Origin of the sequence: Azospirillum formosense (assembly GCF_013340925.1) — a bacterium.
Taxonomy (GTDB): domain Bacteria; phylum Pseudomonadota; class Alphaproteobacteria; order Azospirillales; family Azospirillaceae; genus Azospirillum; species Azospirillum formosense.
The window spans coordinates 1-23961 of the sequence record NZ_WHOR01000065.1; the positions used below are offsets into that span (position 1 = coordinate 1).

Consider the following 23961-nt stretch of genomic DNA (forward strand, 5'->3'; position numbering starts at 1 on the left):
GCCGGTGCAGACCTCGTGCAGATAGTAAGGGCCGCGCAGCGAGGGCAGGGGCGGCAGGGGCTCCTCCGCCGCGGACATCGCCTCCACCCGCTCGTCCAGCGGACCGAGCAGCGTGGCGAAGCGATGGGCCGTCTCCAACGAGGCCGCCTCGGCGTCCAGGTCGCGGGCCAGCGTTGCGTTCAGTTCGGCGGCGTTGCGGCAATAGATGGCGAAGCGCACCATTTCCGCACCCAGCCGGACCTCGACCTCCGTCGCCCAATCGATGCTCAGGGTCAGATGGGCGCCGACCATGACGTCGCGCTGCTGGGCCTGACGGAGCGTCACCCCTTCCGGCGCCGGGACGTTGCCGGAAGCCGCCCGGCGCAGCCGCCGGATCAGGGCGGTCTGCGGAACGGTGGGCGGCGGCGTGGATGAGGGCGGCGCGGACGGAGGTGGGGCGGGGCGGTTCAGATCGCTGGGACTCAGATCGTTTTGCCCGGGTTCGTTTGGAGCAAGGTCGTTCCGGTCGAAGTCGAGGCTATCGGGCATGGGGCGTGCGTGTCCGCGAACAGGGGCGCCGGCACAGGAATAGGCCGCGGACGCCGGAACGGAAGATCAGGCGGCGACGTCCGGCGCGGGGCCGCCACCGGTGGGTGCCCGGTCGTCGGACTCGCGATCGCCGAAGTCCTCATCCCCGGATGCGTCCCCGGAGGTCGGCGTCGCCGCGACGTCGTCCGGGAGGGGCGCGTGGCGGACCCAACGGCGGCCTTCCATGGCGAAGCCGTGATCGCGAAACCACAGCCGCTCCGCCTCGTCGGCGGCGCGGAACAACACCAGCGTCCAGGCGTCGCTGTCCTGCGTCCCGTCGCCGCCGTCGTCGGGCATCGCGTAAGGCTGAAGCGAATAGGGGAAGTCGTCGCGGGTCACTGCATACCCCCCGGATTGGAGCCGCCGGAGCCGGATGGCCGCGTCGCGGCGGGCGGGAGTTCGGACCCGTCCCCCTCGATCGGTTCCAGGTCGCTTTCGGCGGCGTATTTGATGAGACGGCCATCGGCCAGACGGATGTCGTAGGTCGGCTCACCGGCAAGGGTCCGTGCGACGACGAGGGCGTCCTGGCCCGCAAACCTCACCCGTGTTCCCAACCGCAGCATCCCGCCCCCGACTGTGTCTTGATCGTTGACGCAGGCTAAGGATTCGGGCGGGGGTGTGCTGTGTCAAAAACCGGACGCCAAAGGAGCATGGCTGTGCTTGTGGGGTTCTCCCCTTGCGGGGCTTGGTGCGCCGGGCTCTTTGCGCTGTTGATGTGCAAAAGGACAGGTGTGGCGCAGCGATGGAGGTGTTCATGCCCGCACAGCGCGACAATGGAAACCGGAAGCCGTCCGTCATCGATCTGGTGACCGACCCCGAGAAGTTCGATCAATGGCAGCGTCAGCGGGAACGCGACGAGGCGTCGTCGGATGGAGATCGCCGCCGGGAGGGCGAACCCGATCGGGGCCGTTCCGATGCCCCCGGCGGCCGGGATTGATGCTCTGGATTTAAGCAGTCCGGGGGATTTAAGCGATCCGGCCGGGATTGGGCGGGCCAGGGGGCGGCGGGTTACTCGGCGGCCTCGCGGGCTGGCGTCGCCTCTATTGGAATGCCCAGCGGAGCGCCGCAATGGAACTGCATCAACCGGCGCTCGACCCGGATCAAATAGGCACGCGCGTCCAAACCCACGGGGCCGCGGCTGTGTTCGCGGACGAGCCTGATCGCGCGACAGGCGTGACCGCATTCCGGTGTGGCAAACTGGCACAAGGGGATCGTCCGCCTAAAGGAGTGGGTCCTAAAGTCTTACTCCGTTCGATGGGGTTAGTCGAGGGTCGGTTGCGACTCGAATTCAATGTCACAACGTACCGTTCAGCAGTATTACCGGTTCGGAACCAGCAAAGTGGCATACTATAGTATGTAATGCTGGATTTGGATGTCCCGCCATCGCCGGGCAGGCAATGGAGGAAGGGTCAGTTCGACCCCGGGTTGCCCTCGGTCCGCGCGGTGGGCTGTGCGCCTTCCAGAAGCGCCAAATACTCCAAGAGCCGTTCCAGCGTCTCGGTCGGCATCCCAACGGATGGGACGTCGTTGCGCTTGGCGGCCTTCAGCGCTGTGCGGAGCAGGGTGCGGTCGATGTCGGTCAAGCCGGCCATGATGATGACGTGCGTGTGAAACGACGATGTGCAACCTGTATCATCAAGACACGCACCCACGCCATGCCCAATCCGAAAGCAGGCGCGCGAAACGGCGGACACGGACCGGCGCCCTCGGCCGCAGCGAACAGAAGCGCGTTTCCGACCCTCGCTGTCACATCCTGGTGACACGCAGTGCCATACTTTTGCCGCGACGCCGAAGAGTATAGGTATCCCTTTTCCCGGTTCGCCGGGCGGCCGCTTTTTGCCAACACGAGAATTCGAACGGTGATGCAGATTTCCTTCGCCTTCCACCGCCGGATCGGCCGGCTCCTGGCAGCCCTGATGCTGTGCGGTGGGCTTGCGGCGGGTGCGGTGGTTCCATCGGCCTTCGCCCAGTCCGCCGCCCCGGCGGCGGAAGCGGCGGCGGACTTCAAGACGAAACTGCCGCAATGGCAGAACGCGTTGGAGCGGGCGGCCAACCGCATCGCCGGCGGGGATCTGGCGAACACCGAATACGAGACCCTGCGCGCTGATCTGGCGAAGATCCAGCACGAGGTCCGGGAAGCCGGCGCGGCGGCGGCGGCGGCCCGCGACACCGCCCAGCGCATGCTGGACGCGCTGGGTCCTCCGCCGGCCCAAGGCGCCCCGGCGGAAGAGGCCGGGATCGCCGCCGAGCGCAAGCGCCTGACCCAGACCATCGGCGAGGCGGAAGGGCGGACCAAGCAGACCGAGCTGATCGTCACGCGCGCCGACATCCTGCTGCGCACCGCCGCCGACCAGCGCATGACCCAGCTCACCGAGCAGATCGTCCGGCGCGGCCCGGTGCCGCTGCTGCCCGCCACCTGGGCCGCCCTGCCCGAGCAGACGGCCTATGTGCAGGAGCGCATCGGGCGGGCCTTCGGCATCGTCATGGGCGACGACGAATGGCGCAACCGCCTCTACGGTCTGGGCGCGCTCGCCGCCGTGCTGTTCCTGGTCGCTTGGCCGGTGCGCCGGGTGCTGCTGCGCCGCTACGGCCACCGCGACCTGGAGGAGCGGCCCAGCTACCGCCAGAGGGTGGTGGCGATGGCGGTGGAGGCGCTGGCCCGCTGCCTGGTGCCGCTGGTGCCGACGCTGGTGCTGAGCGGCGCCCTGGTCGGGCTGTTGCGCGACGCAGCCGACGCCGGTCCGCTGACCGCTCTGGTGGTCGGGGTGTCGGGTGGCCTGACCGCCTATTTCCTGGTCACCGGCGTCGCCCGCGCCACTCTGGCGCCCGATCATCCGTCCTGGCAGCTCGCCAACCTCGACCCGGACAGCGCGCGCCGTCTGGTCCGCCGCGTCCCGCTCGTCATGATCGGGCTGGCGCTGGCCGGCACCGGCATCGCCCTGTCGGAGGGCATGTTCACCCCGCCGGAGCTGCGCTCGATCACCGGCTTCGGCACCATGGCGCTGATCGCCGTGTCGCTGCTGTTCCTCTACCCCGATCACCTCTGGCTGGCCACCCCGCCGCCGGACGCGGAGGAGACCGACGATTGCGGGTGCCCCGAGCCGACCCCCGGGGCCGGACTGGACGTCACACTGCCGCCGCCGGCCGCCACGCCCACCGAGGCGGAGGCCGAGGCGCCGCCGCCCGCCCGTCCGCGGGTCGTCGGGCTGCGGCTGCGCCTGCTGATCGGGGCGGTGACGCTCGCCTCGCTGGTCGCTTCGGGCGCGGGTTATCTGGTCGGCGCGATCTACGCGTCGAAGCTGATGCTGACCACGCTCATCATCGGCGGCGTCCTGCTGGTGGCGCGCGGCGTCCTGCGCGAGCTGCTGTGCGTCCTGCTGGAGCGCGGCAGCGGGCAGGTGGCCGAGGTGCGCGACATCGTGATCGCCACCGACCGCGGCCGGCGGATGCTGGGGCAGGCCGGGCGCACGGTGATCGACGGGCTGCTGCTGACCGTGGCGGCCTTCTTCCTGCTGCCACTGACCGGCATGACCCTGTCGGAGATGAAGGGGCTGGCCGACGGCTTCCTCAGCGGCGTCACCGTGGGCGGCGTGCGCATCGCGCCGGGCGACATCATGTCGGCGCTGATGGTGCTGGGCGTCGTCGTCGCGGTGACCCGCTTCATCCAGCGTCAGCTCGACGAGCGCATCCTCGGCCGCGTCAACATGGACGACGGCGTGCGCAACTCCATCCGCATGGGTGTGGGCTATCTCGGCACCACCATGGCGGTGCTGATGTCGGTCGGCACGCTGGGGCTCGACCTGTCCAGCCTCGCCATGATCGCGTCGGCCCTGTCGGTGGGTATCGGTTTCGGCCTGCAGAACGTCGTCAGCAACTTCATCTCCGGCCTGATCATGCTGGTGGAGCGGCCGGTGAAGGTGGGCGACTGGGTGGTGGTCAACGGGCTGGAGGGCACCGTGCGCCGCATCAGCGTCCGCGCGACGGAGATCCAGACCTTCCAACGCGCGTCGGTGATCATCCCGAACTCGGAGTTCATCTCCAAGTCGGTGGTCAACTGGACGCTGAAGGACAAGACCACCCGCATCGAGATCAAGGTCCGCATCACCTACGACACCGACGCCCGGCAGGTCTACGCGCTGCTGCTGCGGATCGGCTACGGCCACGCCCAGGTGCTGCGCAACCCGGAGCCGGTGGTGATGTTCCGTGACTTCGGGCCGAGCGGGCCGGAGTTCGAGCTGCGCTGCTTCGTCGCCAACACCGAGCACATCATCCCGGTGCGCAACGAGCTGCGCCTGCGCATCCTGGAGCAGTTCCGCGAGCAGGGCATCCAGATGCCCTTCGACCAGCAGACCGTCCACATGCCGAAGGTCGAGGCGATGCTGGAGGTTCTCCTGGCCGAGCGTCGCGCCCAGTCCGGGGTGCCGGAGCTTCAGGTGGTGGCCGACAGCGGCAAGGTCGTGCCGTTGGCCGACACGTTGACCGACCGCGGGCCGCGCACCGCCACCTGATGGGTGCCGCCCTCTTCCATCGCGATGAGGCGGCATCCGATTGGCTCGGTCGGAAACCCGCCTCATCCGGCAGGGCAGCGCGTCGCCCTGCCGGATGAGGCGCTTTGTCAGTTCTGCACGAACCAACCGGTTGTGACTTGGTCTGCGCAGATCCCCGACAGGGTGATTCTGTTGCCGCCGCACAATGCGATGACCGCGTCGCCGGCCGCGTTGCTTGTGACGTTCCACTCAATGCCAGCGGCTAGGCCGATGCGGTCGCCTTCCGCGAAGCGGAAGTCGGTGATGCGGTCACGCCCACTTCCCCATGCGAAACCGAAGAGATCCGCGCCGAGCCCCCCGGTGAGGGTGTCGTTGCCCCAACCGCCGAAGAGGTGATCGTTGCCGCTCCCGCCGATCAACAGATCGCTCCCCCGCGCGCCGAGGAGCGTGTCGTCGCCGCTCCCGCCCTTCAGCGTGTCGCGGCCCGGGCCGCCATCCAGCAGATCATTCCCGCCAGCACCGTTCAGGGCATCATGCCCCAGCAGGCCCGAGATGATGTCGTCACCCTGGCCACCGGTAAGGTCATCCGCCTTGATCGTCCCGGTGAGCGTCAAACCTTCCGCGCCGAAGGTCACGACGAAGACGTCGGGGCTCCCGTTCGTGTCGTTGGGCGCCAGGTTGGTGGCGGAACTCGCGAAGGCCAACTGGCTGCCGTCGGCCGAGAACACCGGATCAAAAGAGGCGTTGTCTCCCCGGGTGCCATCCGGCGCCTTGCTGACCAGTGTCACCTCCCCGGTGATCAGGTCCTTCACGAAAACGTCGGCGGCTTCATTGGTGTCGCCGGCGACCAGATTGTCGGAAGAACTGGTAAAGGCGATCATGGTGCCGTCCGGCGAGAACACCGGAGAAAGGGATTCCGAGTTGCCCAAGGTTCCGTCCGCGGCAGAACTGACGCGCGTCACATCCCCAGTGACCAAGTCCTTTACGAAAATGTCGAGAGAGCCATTGTTGTCGCCTGAGACCAGATTGGTGGAGGAACTGGCAAAGGCGATCCTGGTGCCGTCCGGCGAAAACACCGGTTGCAGAGAATCGTCGATCCCTGCGGTTCCATCCTCGGTCGAACTGACCAGCGTCACCTCCCCGGTGACCAGGTCCTTCACGAAAATGTTGAAAATGATGCCGGGAGGAATGTTGGAGCCGCCTGAGACCAGATTGGTGGAAGAACTGGAAAAGGCGACCTTTGTTCCATCCGGCGAGAAGACCGGTGTGAAGGAACCGCCGAAGCCGAAGGCGTTTCCGACCGTTCCATCGGCTGCTGAACTGACGAGCGTCACCTCCCCAGTGATCAGATCCTTCACAAAGATATCTATAACATCGTTGGTGTCACCGGAGACCAGATTGTTGGAGTAGCTGGCGAACGCGATTTTTGTCCCGTCCGGCGAGAACACCGGATTATCGGAGTCGGCGTTCCCTTGGTTTCCGCCAACGGTCGTGCTGACAAGAGTCACCTCTCCGGTCACCAGGTCCTTCACAAAAATGTCTTTGGTCTCGTTGGTGTCGCCGGAGACCAAGTTGCTGGAAAAGCTGGCGAATGCGATCTTCATTCCATCCGGCGAGAACACTGGCCGGAAGGAAAAGGAGTTCCCCAGGGCGCCGCCGGAGGATGAACTGACGAGCGTCATCTCCCCGGTGATCAGGTCTTTCACAAAGATATCCCTGCTGCCGTTGGTATCGCCGGAAACCAGATTGTCGGAGGAGCTTTGGAATGCGACCTTTGTGCCGTCCGGCGAGAAGACCGGGTCATCGGATTGAGAGTTCCCCAGGGTTCCGTCGGAGGCCGAGCTGACGAGTTGAATATCGGTTATCGATAACGCCGTCATTTGTCTGATTCCTCCAATGTTTTCGGAGCCCGAGTAGATCCCTCTGGATTCGTGGTGGTTACTTGTGATCGGGCATGAATGCATGATTACACTCGAATCGCAACCTGAGCAGGTGGGATTCGCTGCCTATGCTAATTCTCCAAGCGCACCCATCCCGCTAATACCTGGGTGAAGATTATGGTTAATACCGTCAACGAAAGTGCGTTGATGGTGTCGATCGTTCAAGGCGTGCCGGTGCCGGTCACGCCGCCGGACATCGGCCGCCCTCAAGGCCTGGGTCAATCGGCGGGACCCCACTTCATCGCAACGGCGATGTCAGGGCTGAGGCTCCGCCGGCTTTCGGCGCCGCAGCGGGGTGACCTTGGGCGGGGCCGTGGCCGCCTCGGGCAAGGGTTGCCAGCCGGCGATGGCGCGCACGCAGCGCAGCGCCTCCGGGTTGTTGGCGAAGACCGGGAACAGCCGTCGCAGTTCCACCACCGCGGACCATTCCCCGCGCTCGTGAAAGGCTTGGCGGATCGTTTCGGCTTCGCTTTCGCTGACGGTGAACATGGCGCCAGAGTGCCCCGCGGACCGGTGGCGCGCAAGCTGTATCGGCGCCGGGAGAAGGCCTTTGCCGTGGCCCATATGCCCTGTCAAGAAAAGTTGTTCACAGGCCGGCACATCCTTCGCTTGACTCCGGTTGCGGGGCGGGGCAGCCGCCGCATCGGGTCCGGACATGCGGGCGACGCACAAAAAACCCTTGATTGGTGCCGTTTTCCTATGTGCCTAAAAATCGGGCATTTCCGCCGGACCCCTTGAGGGTGCGCCTGTCCCTTCGGTTACCCCTCGATTCGCCAACAGAGTTATCCACAGAATCTGGGGATATCCGAAATATTGAAATATCAGTCAAGCCGATGCGTCAGGTCCACCCATCAGGTCCACCCGTCAGGCCCACTCCGTCAGATGGGCCGGCGGATCAGACGCACGGCGCCGACGCCGAGCAGCGCGGTCAGCACGCCGCCGAACAGGAACAGGGCGGGCAGCCCGACCTGATGGGCGACCGCCCCGTAGACCACCGGCCCGATGCCCTGGCCCAGAAAGAATGAGGAGGCGAAGAGGGCGAGCGCCGACCCGCGCGCCGTCGCCGACAACTCCGTCGCCTGGGTCTGCATGGTGTTGTGCAGCATGTAGAAGCCGAATCCGGCGACCAGGAACAGCAGGGACACCACCGGCCAGGGAACCGGGGCGAGCATTGCCAGATAGGCGCCGCCGGCCACCAGACCGCCCACCGCCATCATTCCCCATTGGCCGAGCGTGTCGAGCAGGCGCCGCACGATGAAGCTGTAGACGACCCCGCCGATGGCGAAAGCGGCGAGCGTCACCCCGGCCTCGAAGGCCCCCTCCGCCCCGTGGCGGGCCAGCATGGGGGCGACGAAGGGGAAGACGCCGAAGATCAGCAGCCCTTCCGCCGCCACCGTGGCGAAGACCCAGACCGACACCGGATTCGCCAGGACGGAGGCGTAGCGCGCCCGCGCGTCGGCAACGGACAGGGGAAGCCGCTCCTCCCGCTCGCCCTTCAGGAGCAGGGCGGCGGTCAGCGCGATCAGGCCGGTCACCACCGCAGCCAGGGCGAAGACGGTGCGCCAGCCCGCCACCTCCGACAAGGCGCCGGCCACGGCGGAGCCGGACATCTGACCCAGGATGACCGCCAGCAGGAAGCGGCTGATGGCGAATTGCCGCTCCGTGTAGACCACCCGGTCGCCGATCAGCGCCATGGAGGCCGGGATGATCCCCCCGGCGAAGGCACCGGCCAGCATCCGCGAGGCCAGAACGGTGTAATAGCCCGGGGCCACCGCCGACAGCGCCACGCCGATGGTCAGGACGACCAGCGACAGCCGGATCAGCCGCGTCTTGCCGATGGCGTCGCCGACCGGCCCCAGGATGAGCTGCATCGCCGCGTAGGGCAGCGTGTAGGCGGAGGAGAGCAGGGCCGCCTCGGCCACGCCGATGCCGAGGTCCGACGCGATGACGGTCAGCATCGGGTCCGTGGTCCGCAGGGAAAATGCGCTCGCGAAACCGGCGAGGCCGAGCATCAGGATGAGAAGGCGCATGGGAGGGCGTCGGCCGGTCTATGGTCTGGGGCGTGTGGGGGCACAACCCTAAAGCAGACGCGACGGTCCGACGCACGGCAAGATGGCCATGGCACCCATGCGCGTGCGGGGTCCGGCGGCGATTCGCGCGGCGGTGGATGATCCGGGGCGCGTGATCCGACGTGCCTCGGCCTCCGTATAGAACAATGCCGTACCGACCAGCGCCGCCGACCGGGAGACCGTCATGCCAACGATCCGCGATGCCGCCCAATCCGCTGCCGTGATGCTGTCCGCCGTCCTGATGCTGTCCGCCCCCCCCGCGGCGGCGGACGGTGGCCGGGCGGCGCCCGACGCGCTCGACTGGGCGGCGTTTCCCCTGCCGTCCATCGACGGCGGCGCGCTGACCCCCGATGCCTTCCGGGGCAAGGCGGTGCTGGTGGTCAACACGGCGTCGCAATGCGGCTACACCGGCCAGTATGAGGGGCTGCAAAAGCTCTGGGCCGGACGGCGCGACCGCGGGCTGGTCGTCCTGGGGGTGCCGAGCAACGATTTCGGCGGGCAGGAGCCGGGCAGCAACGCCCAGGTCGCGTCCTTCTGCGAACTCAACTACGGTGTGGACTTTCCCCTGATGGAGAAGCAGTCCGTCACCGGACCGCAGGCCCATCCGCTCTACCGCTGGGCGGCGGCGATCACCGGGCCGCAGGGCGTGCCGCGCTGGAACTTCCACAAGATCCTGATCGGCCGCGACGGGCGGCTGGTAGAATGGTTCGGCAGCCCGGTGACACCGGAGTCCGCCACTTTGACGGCGGCCGTGGACAAGGCGCTGGCGCAACCTGCGCCGGGGCCGTGAGCGCATGGACGCGCTGTCCTTCGATGAGCGACGGGCCTCGGTCGTCCGGCTGCTGTCCTACGGCGGGCTGATCCCCTTCGTCGGCGGCACCGCGCTGGCCTGGATGGCGGAGGGCGACGGGCGGGCCGCCGTGGTTCGCGCGGTCGTCGTCTACGCGGTGTCGATCCTGTCCTTCATCGGCGCCATCCACTGGGGCCGCATCCTCTCCGGTCGGGACAACGAGACGAGCGGGCCGGCGTGGCTGGTCTGGGGAGTGACTCCGTCGCTGCTGGGCTGGGGCGCCACCCTGCTGCCGTCCGGCCTGACGGTGCCGGCGTTGATCCTGTCCTTCCTCCTCGCCTGGGCGGTGGACCGCAGCGCGGCGGCGGACGGACGCTATCCCCGCTGGTTCGGCACGCTGCGGACCCGCCTGACCATCGTCGTCTGCCTGACGCTCTCCGCGCTCATTCCGCTCGCTGCATGACCGCTTCGCGGTGGGGCACCAGCGCCGCGGCCTTCAGCAGCACCTCCGGCCCGGCGCCGGGGAGATGGGCGTTCTCGCTGATGTGACGGCGCCACGCGCGGGCGCCCGGCAGGCCCTGGAACAGCCCCAGCATGTGCCGGGTGATCGCCGACAGCGGCGCCCCCCGGCGCATCCGTTCCTCGGCGTAGGCCGCCATCGCCTCGACCACCGCGAGGCGGTCGGGGCCGGGTTCCCCGCCGAACAGGCGCCGGTCGGCGTCGGCCAGGATGTAGGGTGTCTCGTAGGCGGCGCGCCCGATCATCACGCTGTCCAGCGTGGCGAGGTGCTCCGCCGCCTCGTCCAGGGTCCGGATGCCGCCGTTGATGGCGATGGTGAGATGCGGGTTTTCCCGCTTCAGCCGGTGCACGAGGTCGTAGCGCAGCGGCGGGATGTCCCGGTTCTCCTTGGGGCTGAGGCCCTTCAGCCACGCCTTGCGGGCGTGCACGATGAAGTGGGTGCAGCCGGCGGCGGACACGGTGCGGACGAAATGGTCCAGCGTCGGCCATTCCTCCATCTCGTCGATGGCGATCCGCGACTTCACGGTGACGGGGATCGACACCGCCTCGCGCATGGCGCCGACCAGCCGGGCGACGAGGTCCGGCTCGGCCATCAGGCAGGCGCCGAAGCGGCCCGACTGCACGCGGTCGCTCGGGCAGCCGACGTTCAGGTTGACCTCGTCATACCCCCACTCCTCGGCGATGCGGGCGCAGGCGGCCAAGTCCGCCGGGTCCGACCCGCCGAGTTGGAGCGCCACCGGATGCTCCGCCGCGTCGTAGCCGAGCAGCCGCTCGCGGTCGCCGTGCAGCACGGCGCCGGTGGTCACCATCTCGGTGTAGAGCAGCGTGTTCTTGGACAGCAGGCGATGGAAGGTCCGGCAATGGCGGTCCGTTAGCTCCATCATCGGGGCGACGCTGAGGGCAATGGCGGGCATGGGCGGGAACAGTCTGTGAATCGGGAACGGCGGCGCACCAATTGGACCAAGCCGGCCCGGATGGCAAGGGGGGAGGAGGGAAGGCGTCGTTCATAGCCCTCTCCCGCCCCGGGAGAGGGAGGGGCCCACGCGCCAGCGTGGGAGGGTGAGGGTGTCGCCAAGAATCAGCGCCGTGATCCTTGGGCGACCCTCACCCGCCTGCTTCGCAGGCCCCCTCTCCCCGGAGGGGAGAGGGAAAAGGTTACGCCCGTTGGCGCCCGCGGACGGGCTTGCCATGGGAGGAGCGGGTGCCGGACAGCACGGCCTTCACCTTGGCCAGATGGTGCCGCGCCTCGGCGCCGAGTTTCAGGGCGACGCCGGTGGACAGCACGTCGATGATCGCCAGATGGACGAGGCGCGAGGCCATCGGCGTGTAGATCTCCGCGTCCTCGACCGGGGTGTGGCCGATGGCGACCGACGAGACGGCGGCCAGCGGCGAGCCCGGCGCGGTGATCGCGATGACCGGGATGCCCAGGTCGCGGGCCATCTGCGCCAGCTCCGTCACCATCACGGTGCGCCCGGTGTTGGAGATCGCCAGCAGCACCCCGCGCGCCCCCAGATTGACCGCCAGCATGCGGACCATCATCGGGTCGGCGCTGGCCTGCGCCGCCATGCCGAAGCGCATGAACTTGTGCGCCGCGTCCTCCGCCACCACCGCCGAGGCGCCGGTGCCGATGCACAGGATGCTGGAGGCGTCGGCCAGCAGGTCCACGGCGCGGGAGACGGCCGCCATGTCGAGCGCGCCGGCCGCGTCGTTCAGGGCGGCGGCGGCCGATGAAAAGATTTTTCGCGCGACGGTCGGAGTCTCGTCGTCGGGCGCCACGTCCTGGCTGACGAAGGGGGTGCCGCGCGCCTGCCCCTCGGCCAGCCGGAGCTTGAAGTCCGGGAAGCCGGCGCAGCCGATGCTGCGGCAGAAGCGGACGACGGTCGCCTCGCTGACCCCCGCGGCCTGGGCCAGGACGGTGATGCTCTGCCCGAGCACCTTCTGCGGCTCCGCCAGCACCATGTCGGCGACCTGGGCTTCGGAACGCTTCAGCTCCGGCAGGCGGCCGCGGATGTGATCGAGGATGTTCACCGGCTGGAGCATCGAAACGGACCGTCCATCCCTAAGAGCGTTCTTGGTCCCGGGCGTTCTTCGTCCCGGAATATCGTCGGGCGGCGGACCGTACCACCGCCGGCGCGGACGGCATAGCGCGCCCGGACCTGTCAGGGCGGGGCGTCTCACCCCTTTCCGTGGCCCCTAAGCTATGCGGGGCAGGGCGCCTTGTGAAGATAATTTTCGTCGCTATGCCGATCGTCCGGCGGATTTACCGCCGTTATGAAGAAAATCTTCTTCACTCGGTTGCGGGACTCCTCTATTTTCCGACACAGAAAATTCAAGGTCCCGGCAAGAGACCCCGGCAAGAGACCAAATGGGAGGAACCCCGACCCGCCGCCCGGCCCCGTTGCCGGTGCGCCGCGCCGCCCGTTCCCTTCCGTGCCGTCTCCTTCCCGCATCCGTCCCCTGCCGCCGCCCTTTCCGCTTGGGTGAGCCCCGCCGCGAGGCAGGCCGAGGAGTGTGCATGAAGCGCGTGGTGGAAGCGCTGGAGATGGTCACCGAATGGATCATGGCGGCGATGCTCGCCGTGATGGTGGCGCTGGTCTTCGGCAACGTGGTCCTGCGGTACGGCTTCAACAGCGGCATCGTCGCCGCCGAGGAGCTGGCCCGCCTGATGTTCGTCTGGCTGGTCTTCCTGGGCGCCACCCTGGCGCTGCGCCGCAACCAGCATCTCGGGCTGGACATCCTCCAGTCCCGTCTGCCGGCCCGCGCCCGCCGGGCCTGCGCGGTGGTCAGCCACCTGCTGATGATCTACGCGCTGTGGCTGTTCATCGAGGGGAGCTGGTTCCAGCTTCTGATCGGGATGGAGACGCGCTCCACGGTGCTCAGCTTCCCCATGGCCTTCTACGCCGCCGCGGGCTTCTTCCCGGCGATCGCCATGGCGCTGACGATCCTCGCCAACCTCTGGCGAATCCTCTCGGGCGACGCGGCGGCGCACATCCCCGGCAACGGCGATCCCCATGGTGCCACCGCCCCGCAGGGCGGCGCCATCGCCGAGCATTGATCCCGTCCGGCCTTCTGAAAGCGGAGCCCGTTCCATGGCCCTCGCGGTCTTCCTCTCCTCGCTGTTCGGCCTGATGCTGCTCGGCATGCCCATCGCCTTCGCCCTGATGCTGACGGGCGTGGCGCTGATGGTGCATCTCGACTTCTTCGACGCCCAGCTCGTCGCCCAGAACATGCTGAGCGGCGCCGACAACTACCCGCTGATGGCGGTGCCCTTCTTCATCCTGGCCGGCGAGCTGATGAACGCCGGCGGCATCTCGCAGCGCATCATCAACCTTGCGGTCAGCCTCGTCGGGCACATCCGCGGCGGCCTGGGCTACGTGACCATCGGCGCCTCGGTGATGCTGGCCAGCCTGTCCGGCTCGGCCATCGCCGACACGGCGGCGCTCGCCACGCTGCTGATCCCGATGATGCGCGACAACGGCTACCCGGTGCCGCGCTCCGCCGGCCTGATCGCGTCGGGCGGCATCATCGCCCCGATCATCCCGCCCAGCATGCCCTTCATCATCTTCGGCGTGACCACCAACACCTCGATCAGCGGCCTGTTCATGGCCGGCATCGTGCCCGGCCTGCTGATGGGCGCCGGTCTGGTGCTGACCTGGATGTGGGTGGTGCGCGGCATGACCGTGAAGCTGCAGCCCAAGGCGAGCTGGCAGCAGCGCCGCCACGCGCTGCTGGACGGCGTCTGGGCGCTGGCCCTGCCGGTCATCATCATCGGCGGCCTGCGCGGCGGCATCTTCACCCCGACCGAGGCCGCGGTGGTCGCCGCCGTCTATTCGCTGGTCGTGGCGCTGTTCGTCTACCGGCAGGTGACGCTGAAGGACCTGGTCCCGCTGCTGGTCCAGGCCGCGCGCACCACCAGCACAGTGATGTTCCTGTGCGCGGCGGCGCTGGTGTCGTCCTACATGGTGACGCTGGCCGACCTGCCGCAGCAGATGAACGAGATGCTGTCGCCGCTGCTGGAGCATCCGAAGCTGCTGATGGTCGCCATCACGCTGCTGCTGCTGGCCGTCGGCACGGTGATGGACCTGACGCCGACGATCCTGGTGCTCGGCCCCGTGCTGACCCCGCTGGCCGCGGCGGCGGGCATCGACCCGACCTATTTCGGCGTGATGTTCGTCCTGACCGGCACGCTGGGCCTGATCCATCCGCCGGTCTGCACAGTGCTGAACGTGGTGTGCGGCGTCGCCCGCATCTCGCTGGAAAGCGCCACGCGCGGCATCTGGCCGTTCCTGCTGACCTATCTGCTTCTGCTGAGCCTGCTGATCGCCGTTCCGGAGATCGTCACGGCCCCGCTGACTCTGTTCCGCCATTAACCACAACACGCTACAGGGAAGAACCGATCCATGAAGCTGCTCCGTTCCGTCCTTCTGGCGACCGGCCTCGCCGCCGCCATCCTCGCCCCCGTCGCCGCCTCCGCCCAGGACATCAAGCCGCGCCTGATCCGCTTCGGCTACGGCCTGTCGGAAAGCAGTAACCAGGGCCGCGCCGTGAAGTTCTTCGTCGAGGAAATGTCCAAGCGCTCCGGCGGCAAGCTGAAGGTCAAGGGCTTCGCCGACGCCAGCCTGGGCAGCGACATCCAGATGCAGAACGCCCTGATCGGCGGCGCGCAGGAGATGATGGTCGGCTCGACCGCCACGCTGGTCGGCATCGTCAAGGACTTCGCCGTCTTCGACCTGCCGTTCCTGTTCAACAACGAGCAGGAGGCCGACGCCGTGTTCGACGGCCCGTTCGGCCAGAAGCTGGCGGCCAAGCTGAACGAGAAGGGCCTCGTCGGCCTCGTCTATTGGGAGAACGGCTTCCGCAATCTGACCAACAGCAAGCGCCCGGTCGAGAAGGTCGAGGACCTGAAGGGCATCAAGCTGCGCGTCATGCAGAACCCGGTCTACATTGACATGTTCAACGGCTTCGGCGCCAACGCCGTGCCGCTGTCCTTCTCCGAGCTGTTCACCGCGATGGAGACGGGCACCGTGGACGGCCAGGAGAACCCGGTCACCACCATCCAGTCCTCGAAGTTCTACGAGGTCCAGAAGTACCTGACCATTTCCAAGCACGTCTACAGCCCGTGGATCGTGCTGGCCTCCAAGCGCTGGTACGACGGCCTGTCCGCCGACGAGCGCAAGATCATCGCCGAGGCCGCCGCCGCCTCGCGCGACTTCGAGCGCAAGGACAGCCGCGAGGCGTCGAAGCAGAGCATCGCCTACCTGAAGGACAAGGGCATGCAGATCAACGAGCTGAGCGACGCCGAGCTGGGCCGCATGCGCGAGATGGTCAAGCCGGCCATGGACAAGTTCGCCGCCGACGGCGGCGCCGACCTGCTGAACGAGCTGCAGGGCGAGATCAACAAGGTCCGCAAGTAAGGCTTTGAATCTCCCTCTCCCGCTCCGGGAGAGGGAAGGGTGAGGGTAACACCAAGAATCAGCCTCTTGATCCTTGCACGACCCTCACCCGCCCGCTGACGCGGGCACCCTCTCCCGGGGCGGGAGAGGGGCTTTTCATCCGTCACTTCACCCGCTCACCCGTGAACGGGTTCCAGCCCACGGCGGCCAGCGCCGTCCAGGCCGTCACCGCCAAGTGGGGGCGGCGGTAATAGCGGAAATCGTCCGTGGTGCTGTCCGGCCCGATGGCGAGGCCGGTGGTGATGCTGTCCTCGCGCGTCGCCCAGACATGGCCGCCGCGGCTGACCTCCTTGCCGACCTCGGCCAGAAGCCGCTGCGCGTCGTCGGACCGTCCCAGCAGGCGGTAGACCAGCGCGGCCTGCGCCGTGCCCTCCACCCACATGCCGTCGCGGTCATCGTTGAAGTCGAAACCGCCATCGACCCCGTGGGCCTTCTCCGCATAATCCAGCGCCGCCCGCCAGGATTCCGGCGCGCCGCGCAGCAGCAGCGGCCAGAGCTGGGCGTCCAGACCGGATGTGGCCCGGTTGACCGTCACCCCGTCCGGCGCCGTGCCGGTGGGGAAATGCCCGCCGCCGTCCGCCCACATGCGGTCGAGGAAACCGCGCGCCGCCTTCTCCGGCCCGGCCCAGTCGCCAGCCGTGCCGCTGCGTTCCAGCCAGCCGAACAGGGCGACGAGGTCGGTGTTGTGCTCCGTCGCCTTCCAGGTCAGGGCCTGCGGCTTGTCGTCGAAGCCCTGGACGCCGCCGTTGAAGCCGCCCGGCCCGCGCGGGTCGGCGGTGTTGGCCACCACCCAGCGGGCCAGCTCCGCGGCGCCGTTGCGGAAGCGCTGCTCGCCGGTCGCCTCGCCCAGCGTCATCAGGGCCAGCCCTGCCCAGGCGACATTGCCGGTGGCGGAGCCGACCTGATAGGCGTCCTCGAACCAGCGGTTGGCGGTGACGTCCCACCAGCCGTTGGGCGGAATCGGCTTCTGGTTCTGGGCGCCGGCGCGGTAGGTGTTGCGCAGCCGCCCCTGGCGCCGCGCGCGGTCCAGCGTGGCGGCGGAAAGCAGCGACTCGCCGATGCGCAGCGCCGGCTCGGTCTTGCCGCAGGCGACCAGGGCGATGACGGCCAGCGCGTTGTCGTAGGTGAAGGCGGCCTCGCGCAGCGGCAGCTCCGACGTCTGGCCGACGCCGAAGCTGCTGTCGTAGCTGCGCAGGAACACCGGGCCGGAGCCGGGGATCTCCGCCACCCGCGACTCCAGCGTGCCGCAGGTCTTCCCGGCCAACGCCGCGGCGCCGTCCTCGGCTCTGGCTGAATTGGACACCGCCAGGGTGCCGAGACCGGCGGCGAGCAGCCACGCGGCCAGACGGCTTTTTCGCTTCATCAAAGACACTCCCCCTCCGGTCCCGGCGCCGCTCAGCCTTCGAAGGCGCGGACGGACTGGCGCTGCTCGCCCAGTCCCTCGACGCCCAGGCGCATGGTCTGGCCGGGCTGGAGCCAGGGATGGTTCGGCCCGCGGCCCATCGCCACGCCCTGCGGCGTGCCGGTGGCGATGACGTCGCCCGGCAGCAGAGTCATGAAGCGGCTGATGTAGGACACGATCTCGGCCACGCCGAAGATCATGTCGGCGGTCGTGCTGTCCTGCATCGGCTGGCCGTCCACCTCCAGCCACAGGCGCAGCGCCTGCGGGTCGGGCACCTCGTCGCGGGTGACCATCCAGGGACCGATCGGGCAGAAGCTGTCGGCGCTCTTGCCCTTCACCCACTGGCCGGTGCTCTCGGTCTGGAAGGCGCGCTCCGACACGTCGTTGAGGACGCAATAGCCGGCGATGTGGTCGAAGGCGTCGGCCTGATCGACGTAGCGGGCGGTGCGCCCGATGACGATGCCGAGTTCGACCTCCCAGTCGAGCTTGGTGGCACCCCGCGGCATCTGGACCGGATCGTTGGGACCGCAGATGGCGGTGGTCGCCTTCATGAACAGAACCGGCTCCGCCGGCTCGGGCAGGCCGGATTCGGCAGCGTGGGCGCGGTAGTTGAGCCCGACGCAGACCACCTTGGACACACCGGTGACGCAGGGGCCGAGCCGGGTCCCGTCCGGCACCTGGGCCAGCCGGTCGGTGTCGAGCGTGCGCAGATGGGCCAGACCGTCCTCGGTCAGCGTGGCCGGACCGATGTCCGACACCACGCCCGAAAGGTCGCGGATCACGCCGTTGCGGTCCAGAAGGCCCGGACGCTCATGGCCCGGCGGGCCGAATCGCAGAAGTTTCATCAGGCTAAACCCTTCCCGTTCCCGAAGGTTGAGCCGCGCCTCTCCTCCGGTGAGTGCTGTCCGGTTCCGGCCGAAGCCGGAAAGGGGCTGTTCCGTCGCGGTCCGGTCTGGTGTACCCTTTTTTCAGCCCATGGGGAAACCAGACGGGAGGCGGTGATGCCGGTGTGGCGCCGTTACCTCGTGAAGGAACCGACCGGGCGGCTGGTCGAGCTGCCGAGCCGCCAGTACGACCGCGCCGACGACGGCACGGCGCCGATCCCCGACTACGCCGGCCGTTGCGTTGAACTGGTGTCGGCGGTGCTGGTCGGCAAGCAGGGCGCGGCGCCGACGGTGACCGAGGTCGCCTTCACCAAGCTGTATTTCGACCAGTCGGGCTTCGTCGACGCCGCCAAGCGGGAACGGATGATCCGTCTGATGCTGGAAAGCTGCGCCGACCGGAGGTGCCGCAAGCCGGCCCGGCGGACCGACTGCAACGCACTGGCGGAGCGCGCCCACGCCGCCCGCAGCGAGTTGATGCGCGACTTCGAATGGGCGCCGGCTCCGGCGGAGGTCACCGCCGCGCTGTTCGTCCTGGGACCGCCCCACAGCGCCGTGCCGTTGCACTGACAACCCCCTTTTGCCCGCCGCCTCCCCGAAAGGTCACATCCTCCAGCCTCTTCTCCCGTGCCCAGCCGCTCCCATATGGCTTTTGGCACAGGAGGAGGAGCCCCGATGCATCGCCGCGCCGCGATCCGCCGTTCGCTGCTTTCCCGGTCCACTTTTCCGAGGTTCACGCTTGCCCGTGTCCGGCAAATGGCCCTGATCGGCACGGGGTGGAGCCTGATCGGTCTGGGCGCCCTGATGTCGCCGTTGCCGGGGCCGTTCGGCTTCCCGGTGGCTCTTGCCGGTGGGGTGATTCTGCTGCGCAACTCCGCGGACGCCCGCCGCCTGTTCGTGCGGCTGAAGCGCCGCCATCCCCGGCTGCTCAGCCCCGTCGAGCGCATCCGCGTCAAGCTGCGCCGCCGTCGCAACGCGGCCAAGGCAAAGGCGGCAGCCACCGCCTGACGGGGCCGCACGGTCGCCTATCGAACCGACATTTTCCCTGCGGTTAGGCCCGCTTGCGGGGGGCGGGTTTTTCCTCGTTGTCCGCATCGGCCTTCTCGGCGTCGGACTTTTTGGCAGCCGCCTTCTTCGGAGCGGCCTTCTTTGCCGCATCCTTCTTTGCCGCATCCTTCTTAGCCGGTTCCTTCTTCGAAGCCGTCGTCTTGGCCTTGGTCGCCTTCGCGGCCTTGGCGGGCGCCTCGGCGCCGTCCGCGGCGGCGGGCTCGGCGTCCTTCGGGGCCTTGCCCTTCTTGGCGGCGTCCTTGGCGGCCTTGGCCTCCAGAAGTTCCAGCGCCTGCTCCAGCGTCACGCTGTCCGCTTCCGTGCCCTTGGGGATGGAGGCGTAGACGGAACCGTGCTTGACGTAGGGGCCGAAGCGACCCGAGCCGGTGGTGACCGGCTTGCCCGTCTTCGGATGGTCGCCAAGCGTCTTGGCGGGGGCGGACGCCTTCTTGGCGGCGCCGGCCAGCAGGTCGACCGCGCGGTTGATGCCGATGGTCAGCACATCGTCGTCGGGCGTCAGCGACTTGTAGACGCTGCCGTGCTTCAGGTAGGGGCCGAAGCGCCCGATGCCGGCGCTGATGTCCTCGCCCGTCTCCGGGTGGTTGCCGATGCTGCGCGGCAGGGCGAGCAGCTTCAGCGCCGTGTCGAGGTCCACGTCGGCGGCGGCCATGCCCTTGGGCAGGGAGACGCGCTTGGGCTTCGGCGCCTCGACCTTGACCTTCTTCTTGCCCTTGGTCTTCTTGCCGTCGGCGGGCGCTTCCTCCACGACGGCCTCAGCCGGGGCGGCGGCCACCGGGGGCGGGCCGAGCTGGATGTAGGCGCCGTAGGGACCGCGCCGCACGGTCACCGGCAGGCTGGTCTCCGGATCGTTGCCCAGCTCGCGCGGGCCTTCCTGCGCCTCGCCGTTCTCGTCGTTGGCGACGGCGAGCGGGCGGGTGTAGCGGCATTCCGGGTAGCGCGAGCAGCCGATGAAGGCACCCATCTTGCCAAGCTTCAGGCCGAGCCGGCCCTGGCTGCACACCGGGCAGACGCGCGGGTCGTGGCCCGGCGTGCCGTTGTCGGCGTTGGTCGGGAAGAAGTGCGGCCCCAGCTCCTCGTCCAGCGTGGTCAGGACCTGGGTGATGGTCAGGTCCTTGGTCCCGTCCACCGCGACGTGGAAGGCGCGCCAGAAGTCGCGCAGCACGGTCTTCCAGTCGATCCGCCCGTCGGATATCTCGTCGAGCTTGTTCTCCAGGTCCGCCGTGAAGTTGTACTCGACGTAGCGGTTGAAGAAGTTCTTCAGGAAGGCGGTGACCAGACGGCCGCGGTCTTCCGGGATGAAGCGCCGCTTGTCCAGCCGCACATAATTGCGGTCCTGGAGCACCTGGAGGATGGAGGCGTAGGTGGACGGGCGGCCGATGCCCAGCTCCTCCAGCTTCTTGACCAGGCTCGCCTCGGTGTAGCGGGGCGGCGGCTGGGTGAAATGCTGTTCCGGGCTGATGTCGCCGCGGGCGAGGGCGTCGCCCTGCTCCATGGCGGGCAGGCGGCGCTCCTGGTCGTCGTCGGCGGCGCCGTCGTCGCGGTCCTCCTGGTAGACCTTGAGGAAGCCGTCGAACACCACGACCGAGCCGGTGGCCCGCAGCACGACGTCCTTGGACGGCGAGGCGATGTCCACCGCCACCTGATCCAGCACCGCGCTTTCCATCTGGCTGGCCAGCGTGCGCTTCCAGATCAGCTCGTACAGCCGCAGTTCGTCGCCTTCCAGGTAGGTCGCGACCTCCTCCGGGCGGCGGAACAGGTCGGTCGGGCGGATGGCCTCGTGCGCTTCCTGGGCGTTCTTGGCGGCGGTCTTGTAGACGCGCGGCTGTGCCGGGACGTAGCGTTCGCCCCAATGGGAGCCGATCAGGTTGCGGGCGCCCTCGATGGCCTCCTGCGACAGGCTGACGCCGTCGGTTCGCATGTAGGTAATCAGGCCGACCGTCTCGCCGCCGATGTCCACGCCCTCGTACAGCCGCTGCGCGGTGCGCATGGTGCGGGTGGCGCCGAAGCCCAGCTTGCGCGAGGCCTCCTGCTGGAGGGTCGAGGTGGTGAAGGGCGGGGAGGGGTTGCGGCGGCTCTGCTTGCGCTCCACCGTCGCGACCGAGAAGGCCTGCGGGCTGATGCGCGCCACCGCGGCCTCGGCGGCCTCGCGGGCGGGCAAGGCGAACTTGTCGAGCCGCTTGCCGTCGAGCTGGGTGAGCTGGGCCGTGAAGGAGGCGCCGCCCGGCGTGGCGAAGCCCACCTCGATGGTCCAGTATTCCTGCGGCTTGAAGACCTCGATCTCCGACTCGCGCTCGCAGATCAGGCGCAGCGCCACCGACTGCACGCGCCCCGCCGAGCGGGAGCCCGGCAGCTTGCGCCACAGCACCGGCGACAGCGTGAAGCCCACCAGATAGTCCAGCGCGCGGCGGGCCAGATAGGCGTCCACCAGCTCCCGCGAAACGTCGCGCGGGGCCTCCAGAGCGGCCTGGACGGCGGTCTTGGTGATTTCGTTGAAGGTGATGCGCTGGACCTTGGACTCGTCGATCAGCCGCTTTTCGCGCAGCAGCTCCGACAAATGCCAGGCGATGGCTTCCCCTTCGCGATCCGGGTCGGTTGCGAGATAGACGCGCTCGGCCCCTTTGACCGCCTTGGCGATCTCGTCGATGTGGCGCTTGGAGCGGTCGCCCAGCTCCCAGTCCATGGCGAAGTCCTCGTCCGGACGCACCGATCCGTCGCGCGCCGGAAGGTCGCGCACGTGGCCGAAGCTGGCGACCACGGTGTAGTCCGAGCCAAGGTATTTGTTGATGGTCTTCGCCTTGGCCGGCGATTCGACGATGACGACGTTGCTGCCCGGCAAGAGTCCGCGCCCCTGAAAGTGCCTATCCCATACACCGGCGGTGCGGATCGGGATCAGATCAGGTTCACCTGATTCCCAGGCTGGCGCTGGACACGGCCCGCAAGCTCAAGTTCCAGCACCACGGTCAACACCACCGGAGCGGACAATTGGCACCCGCGGACGAGTTCGTCAATGGCAACCGGTGTGTGACCGAGGTTTTCCAGAATGATCGCGCGCGCCGATTCAAGGTCCGACTCGGACGGCGGGGCGGGCCGGGATTGAGCGAACAGGTCGCCCTGGCGCTCCCGCAGAACCGGCGGCGGCAGGTTGTCCAGTGCCCGCAGCACGTCGTCCACCCCCTCCACCAACGCCGCCCCCTGACGCAGAAGATTGTTGGTGCCCTGGCAGCGCGGATCGAGTGGGGAGCCGGGAACCGCCATCACCTCCCGCCCCTGCTCCAGCGCCATGCGGGCGGTGATGAGGGAACCGGAGCGCAGCGCCGCCTCGACCACCAGTACCCCCAGCGATAAGCCTGAGATCAGCCGGTTGCGGCGCGGGAAATGGCGGGCCTGCGGCGTCGTGCCGACGGCGCTTTCCGCGATCACCACGCCCTGCTGCACAATGTCGCGGTAGAGCCTTTCGTTCTCCGGCGGGTAGACGACATCGGCGCCGCCCGCCACCACCGCCGCCGTTCCGCTGCCGAGCGCCCCGGCGTGGGCCGCCGTGTCGATCCCCCGCGCCAGCCCGGAAACGACCAGAAGCCCGGCCTCGCCCAACTCCCGCGCCAGCCGTTCCGCGAATTTCTTGCCGTTCATCGAAGCGTTGCGCGCCCCGACCAGCGCCACCGCGCGCCGTTGCAACAGATGCGGGTGGCCGAGAACCGACACCGCCGGGGGTGCGTCGTCCAGCGCCGCCAGCGGTTCCGGATAGTCGGGCTCGCAGCAGCAGAGCAGGCGGGCGCCGATACGGTCGTTGGCGACCAGTTCGCGTTCGATGTCCGCCTTTGGCGCGATGCGCAGGGGCTTGGTCCGCCCGCCGCGCTTGGCGAGGTCGGGCAGCGCCTCCAGCGCGGCGCCGGCGCTGCCGAACCGCTCCAGAAGGCGGTGGAAGGTGACCGGCCCGACATTCTCGGTTCGGATGAGTCGGAGCCAGTCGAACCGCTCGGCGGCGGACAGGGTGCGGCGCGGTTGAATCATGAGTCCTGTCATACAACCGCGTCGTACGGCGATCAACACGCAAACGTGTGCGTCGGCGCTCCTCTCAAGGAGCCGAGATGGGCGTCATTTGCGCCAGAAGCCGAAGAGTCCCTTCTTCTTCGGTGGAGCCTCCGGTTCGGGTTCCGGTTCCGGTTCCGGCTCGTCGTCGAAGGAGAAGGGATCGTCCTCGGCGTCCGCCTTTGCGGTTCCGGCCGGCTCGCTTTCGGCCTTGGGCTCGTCCGGAACGTCGTCGGTGTCGAAGGAGAACGGGTCCTCGTCCGGTTCCGCATCCGTCTTGGCGGGGGCGTCCTCGGCCGTCTCCTCCGCTTCGTCATCGTCGAAGCTGAAGGGATCGCCGTCGTCCTCGTCCTCGTCGAAGCTGAAGGCGCTGGCGTCACTCCCGCCCGCATCATCCTCGTCCTCGTCCTTGGCCTCGTCCTCATCGTCGTCGAAGCTGAAGGCGGAGAAATCCGAGGATTCTTCCTCCTCATCCTCGTCGCCGCCGCCAAGGGCCGTGGCGGCAACGGCAACGGCGACCGCGCTCTGGCCGCGGCGCATCTCCGCCTTGAAGCGCTCGAGCTCCTCGCGGAAGCGGTCCTCGGCCTCGCTCCAGCGCTGGCGCTCCTGGTCGAGCGTGGCGAGCAGCTCCTCCTCCCGCACGCGGGCGGCGGCGCGTTCCGTGTCGAGCGCCTGGATCAGCTCCTCCTGGCGTTGGAGAAGCGACTCGTGCCGCGTCTCCATCGCGTCGATCACCTCGCGCACATACTGTTCGAA

Annotated in this window: 22 protein-coding genes and 1 pseudogene; 9 read left to right on the forward strand and 14 right to left on the reverse strand. The window is 68.4% G+C overall.

Annotated features, from left to right (window positions below; translation table 11 throughout):
- From GBZ26_RS11090 to GBZ26_RS11100, 3 genes are all read right to left on the reverse strand, one after another.
- Positions 1-528 (reverse strand): hypothetical protein (locus tag GBZ26_RS11090; RefSeq protein ID WP_174438882.1); only part of this gene is annotated, 528 nt, incomplete at its 3' end.
- Between the two features lie 66 nt (positions 529-594).
- On the reverse strand, positions 595-906 hold the full coding sequence (locus GBZ26_RS11095; protein WP_174438883.1) for a hypothetical protein: 312 nt from the start codon (positions 904-906) through the stop codon (positions 595-597).
- Positions 903-1109: a hypothetical protein gene (locus tag GBZ26_RS11100; RefSeq protein WP_343207280.1), complete on the reverse strand. Its 207-nt coding sequence runs from the start codon at positions 1107-1109 to the stop codon at positions 903-905. The genes GBZ26_RS11095 and GBZ26_RS11100 overlap by 4 nt, the downstream gene beginning before the upstream one ends.
- 200 nt (positions 1110-1309) lie before the next feature.
- On the opposite strand from GBZ26_RS11100, the gene GBZ26_RS11105 reads away from it, so the two are divergent.
- A complete protein-coding gene (locus GBZ26_RS11105) occupies positions 1310-1504 on the forward strand; it encodes a hypothetical protein (protein ID WP_174438885.1) in 195 nt (64 codons plus the stop codon).
- 472 nt (positions 1505-1976) lie between these two features.
- On the opposite strand, the gene GBZ26_RS11110 is transcribed toward GBZ26_RS11105, so the two are convergent.
- Positions 1977-2159 carry a hypothetical protein gene (locus tag GBZ26_RS11110; protein ID WP_174438886.1) on the reverse strand — a complete coding sequence of 61 codons (183 nt, stop codon included), beginning with the start codon at positions 2157-2159 and terminating at the stop codon, positions 1977-1979.
- A 270-nt stretch (positions 2160-2429) separates the two neighbouring features.
- On the opposite strand from GBZ26_RS11110, the gene GBZ26_RS11115 reads away from it, so the two are divergent.
- Positions 2430-5075 (forward strand): DUF3772 domain-containing protein, encoded by a 2646-nt coding sequence (locus GBZ26_RS11115; protein WP_246653914.1) that lies wholly within the window; start codon positions 2430-2432, stop codon positions 5073-5075.
- Positions 5076-5182: 107 nt separating this feature from the next.
- Here GBZ26_RS11115 and GBZ26_RS11120 read toward each other — a convergent pair whose 3' ends face one another.
- From GBZ26_RS11120 to GBZ26_RS11130, 3 genes are all read right to left on the reverse strand, one after another.
- Complete coding sequence (locus tag GBZ26_RS11120) at positions 5183-6934, reverse strand: PD40 domain-containing protein (RefSeq protein WP_174438887.1); 1752 nt, start codon at positions 6932-6934, stop codon at positions 5183-5185.
- A gap of 315 nt (positions 6935-7249) precedes the next feature.
- Complete coding sequence (locus GBZ26_RS11125; protein ID WP_174438888.1) at positions 7250-7483, reverse strand: hypothetical protein; 234 nt, start codon at positions 7481-7483, stop codon at positions 7250-7252.
- Positions 7484-7872: 389 nt separating this feature from the next.
- The gene (locus GBZ26_RS11130) at positions 7873-9024 is read right to left on the reverse strand and encodes an MFS transporter (RefSeq protein WP_174438889.1); all 1152 of its coding nucleotides are present in this window, start codon (positions 9022-9024) and stop codon (positions 7873-7875) included.
- Between the two features lie 223 nt (positions 9025-9247).
- On the opposite strand from GBZ26_RS11130, the gene GBZ26_RS11135 reads away from it, so the two are divergent.
- Together GBZ26_RS11135 and GBZ26_RS11140 are read left to right on the forward strand one after the other, a co-directional pair.
- Complete coding sequence (locus GBZ26_RS11135) at positions 9248-9853, forward strand: glutathione peroxidase (protein WP_174438890.1); 606 nt, start codon at positions 9248-9250, stop codon at positions 9851-9853.
- A 4-nt stretch (positions 9854-9857) separates the two neighbouring features.
- Positions 9858-10316, forward strand: a complete 459-nt coding sequence (locus tag GBZ26_RS11140; protein ID WP_174438891.1) for a DUF3429 domain-containing protein — start codon at positions 9858-9860, stop codon at positions 10314-10316.
- Here GBZ26_RS11140 and dusA read toward each other — a convergent pair.
- Both dusA and hexR read right to left on the reverse strand, forming a co-directional pair.
- Entirely contained in the window at positions 10297-11286 is a 990-nt protein-coding gene (gene dusA, locus GBZ26_RS11145) for a tRNA dihydrouridine(20/20a) synthase DusA (protein ID WP_174438892.1), read from the reverse strand. The genes GBZ26_RS11140 and dusA overlap by 20 nt on opposite strands.
- Before the next feature lie 241 nt (positions 11287-11527).
- On the reverse strand, positions 11528-12412 hold the full coding sequence (hexR, locus tag GBZ26_RS11150) for a transcriptional regulator HexR (protein WP_174438893.1): 885 nt from the start codon (positions 12410-12412) through the stop codon (positions 11528-11530).
- A 475-nt stretch (positions 12413-12887) separates the two neighbouring features.
- Between hexR and GBZ26_RS11155 the strand changes: the two genes are divergently transcribed.
- Genes GBZ26_RS11155 through GBZ26_RS11165 form a run of 3 tightly spaced genes read left to right on the forward strand, consistent with a single transcriptional unit; the run spans position 12888 to position 15786 of the window.
- On the forward strand, positions 12888-13427 hold the full coding sequence (locus GBZ26_RS11155; RefSeq protein WP_174438894.1) for a TRAP transporter small permease: 540 nt from the start codon (positions 12888-12890) through the stop codon (positions 13425-13427).
- Between the two features lie 34 nt (positions 13428-13461).
- Positions 13462-14742, forward strand: a complete 1281-nt coding sequence (locus tag GBZ26_RS11160; protein WP_174438895.1) for a TRAP transporter large permease — start codon at positions 13462-13464, stop codon at positions 14740-14742.
- Positions 14743-14772: 30 nt separating this feature from the next.
- Positions 14773-15786, forward strand: a complete 1014-nt coding sequence (locus GBZ26_RS11165; protein ID WP_174438896.1) for a TRAP transporter substrate-binding protein — start codon at positions 14773-14775, stop codon at positions 15784-15786.
- Positions 15787-15928: 142 nt separating this feature from the next.
- Here GBZ26_RS11165 and GBZ26_RS11170 read toward each other — a convergent pair whose 3' ends face one another.
- Both GBZ26_RS11170 and GBZ26_RS11175 read right to left on the reverse strand, forming a co-directional pair.
- Complete coding sequence (locus tag GBZ26_RS11170; RefSeq protein ID WP_174438897.1) at positions 15929-17188, reverse strand: hypothetical protein; 1260 nt, start codon at positions 17186-17188, stop codon at positions 15929-15931.
- Positions 17189-17220: 32 nt separating this feature from the next.
- A complete protein-coding gene (locus GBZ26_RS11175; protein WP_059399195.1) occupies positions 17221-18072 on the reverse strand; it encodes a fumarylacetoacetate hydrolase family protein in 852 nt (283 codons plus the stop codon).
- Between the two features lie 156 nt (positions 18073-18228).
- Here GBZ26_RS11175 and GBZ26_RS11180 point away from each other — a divergent pair, with 156 nt between their 5' ends.
- Together GBZ26_RS11180 and GBZ26_RS11185 are read left to right on the forward strand one after the other, a co-directional pair.
- Positions 18229-18678, forward strand: coding sequence for a hypothetical protein (locus GBZ26_RS11180; protein ID WP_174438898.1), 450 nt, complete (start codon positions 18229-18231; stop codon positions 18676-18678).
- Between the two features lie 105 nt (positions 18679-18783).
- Positions 18784-19116: a hypothetical protein gene (locus GBZ26_RS11185; RefSeq protein ID WP_174438899.1), complete on the forward strand. Its 333-nt coding sequence runs from the start codon at positions 18784-18786 to the stop codon at positions 19114-19116.
- A gap of 43 nt (positions 19117-19159) precedes the next feature.
- Here the strand turns inward: GBZ26_RS11185 and topA are convergent, their stop codons facing one another.
- From topA to GBZ26_RS11200, 3 genes and pseudogenes are all read right to left on the reverse strand, one after another.
- Positions 19160-22012 (reverse strand): type I DNA topoisomerase, encoded by a 2853-nt coding sequence (gene topA / locus GBZ26_RS11190; protein WP_174438900.1) that lies wholly within the window; start codon positions 22010-22012, stop codon positions 19160-19162.
- A gap of 53 nt (positions 22013-22065) precedes the next feature.
- On the reverse strand, positions 22066-23187 hold the full coding sequence (gene dprA, locus GBZ26_RS11195) for a DNA-processing protein DprA (protein ID WP_174438901.1): 1122 nt from the start codon (positions 23185-23187) through the stop codon (positions 22066-22068).
- A gap of 84 nt (positions 23188-23271) precedes the next feature.
- Positions 23272-23961 (reverse strand): annotated as a pseudogene (locus GBZ26_RS11200) (helix-turn-helix domain-containing protein); the annotation flags it as partial.

Excerpts from the sequence above, each read along its gene's own strand:
- GBZ26_RS11140 (WP_174438891.1), top strand. The coding sequence starts at position 9,858 with ATGGACGCGCTGTCCTTCGATGAGCGACGGGCCTCGGTCGTCCGGCTG.
- GBZ26_RS11165 (WP_174438896.1), top strand. The coding sequence starts at position 14,773 with ATGAAGCTGCTCCGTTCCGTCCTTCTGGCGACCGGCCTCGCCGCCGCC.
- GBZ26_RS11110 (WP_174438886.1), bottom strand. The coding sequence starts at position 2,159 with ATGGCCGGCTTGACCGACATCGACCGCACCCTGCTCCGCACAGCGCTG.
- GBZ26_RS11105 (WP_174438885.1), top strand. The coding sequence starts at position 1,310 with ATGGAGGTGTTCATGCCCGCACAGCGCGACAATGGAAACCGGAAGCCG.
- GBZ26_RS11120 (WP_174438887.1), bottom strand. The coding sequence starts at position 6,934 with ATGACGGCGTTATCGATAACCGATATTCAACTCGTCAGCTCGGCCTCC.
- GBZ26_RS11175 (WP_059399195.1), bottom strand. The coding sequence starts at position 18,072 with ATGAAACTTCTGCGATTCGGCCCGCCGGGCCATGAGCGTCCGGGCCTT.
- GBZ26_RS11185 (WP_174438899.1), top strand. The coding sequence starts at position 18,784 with ATGCATCGCCGCGCCGCGATCCGCCGTTCGCTGCTTTCCCGGTCCACT.
- GBZ26_RS11135 (WP_174438890.1), top strand. The coding sequence starts at position 9,248 with ATGCCAACGATCCGCGATGCCGCCCAATCCGCTGCCGTGATGCTGTCC.
- GBZ26_RS11125 (WP_174438888.1), bottom strand. The coding sequence starts at position 7,483 with ATGTTCACCGTCAGCGAAAGCGAAGCCGAAACGATCCGCCAAGCCTTT.
- GBZ26_RS11180 (WP_174438898.1), top strand. The coding sequence starts at position 18,229 with ATGCCGGTGTGGCGCCGTTACCTCGTGAAGGAACCGACCGGGCGGCTG.
- GBZ26_RS11160 (WP_174438895.1), top strand. The coding sequence starts at position 13,462 with ATGGCCCTCGCGGTCTTCCTCTCCTCGCTGTTCGGCCTGATGCTGCTC.
- GBZ26_RS11115 (WP_246653914.1), top strand. The coding sequence starts at position 2,430 with ATGCAGATTTCCTTCGCCTTCCACCGCCGGATCGGCCGGCTCCTGGCA.
- GBZ26_RS11170 (WP_174438897.1), bottom strand. The coding sequence starts at position 17,188 with ATGAAGCGAAAAAGCCGTCTGGCCGCGTGGCTGCTCGCCGCCGGTCTC.
- dprA (WP_174438901.1), bottom strand. The coding sequence starts at position 23,187 with ATGATTCAACCGCGCCGCACCCTGTCCGCCGCCGAGCGGTTCGACTGG.
- dusA (WP_174438892.1), bottom strand. The coding sequence starts at position 11,286 with ATGCCCGCCATTGCCCTCAGCGTCGCCCCGATGATGGAGCTAACGGAC.
- GBZ26_RS11130 (WP_174438889.1), bottom strand. The coding sequence starts at position 9,024 with ATGCGCCTTCTCATCCTGATGCTCGGCCTCGCCGGTTTCGCGAGCGCA.
- hexR (WP_174438893.1), bottom strand. The coding sequence starts at position 12,412 with ATGCTCCAGCCGGTGAACATCCTCGATCACATCCGCGGCCGCCTGCCG.
- GBZ26_RS11155 (WP_174438894.1), top strand. The coding sequence starts at position 12,888 with ATGAAGCGCGTGGTGGAAGCGCTGGAGATGGTCACCGAATGGATCATG.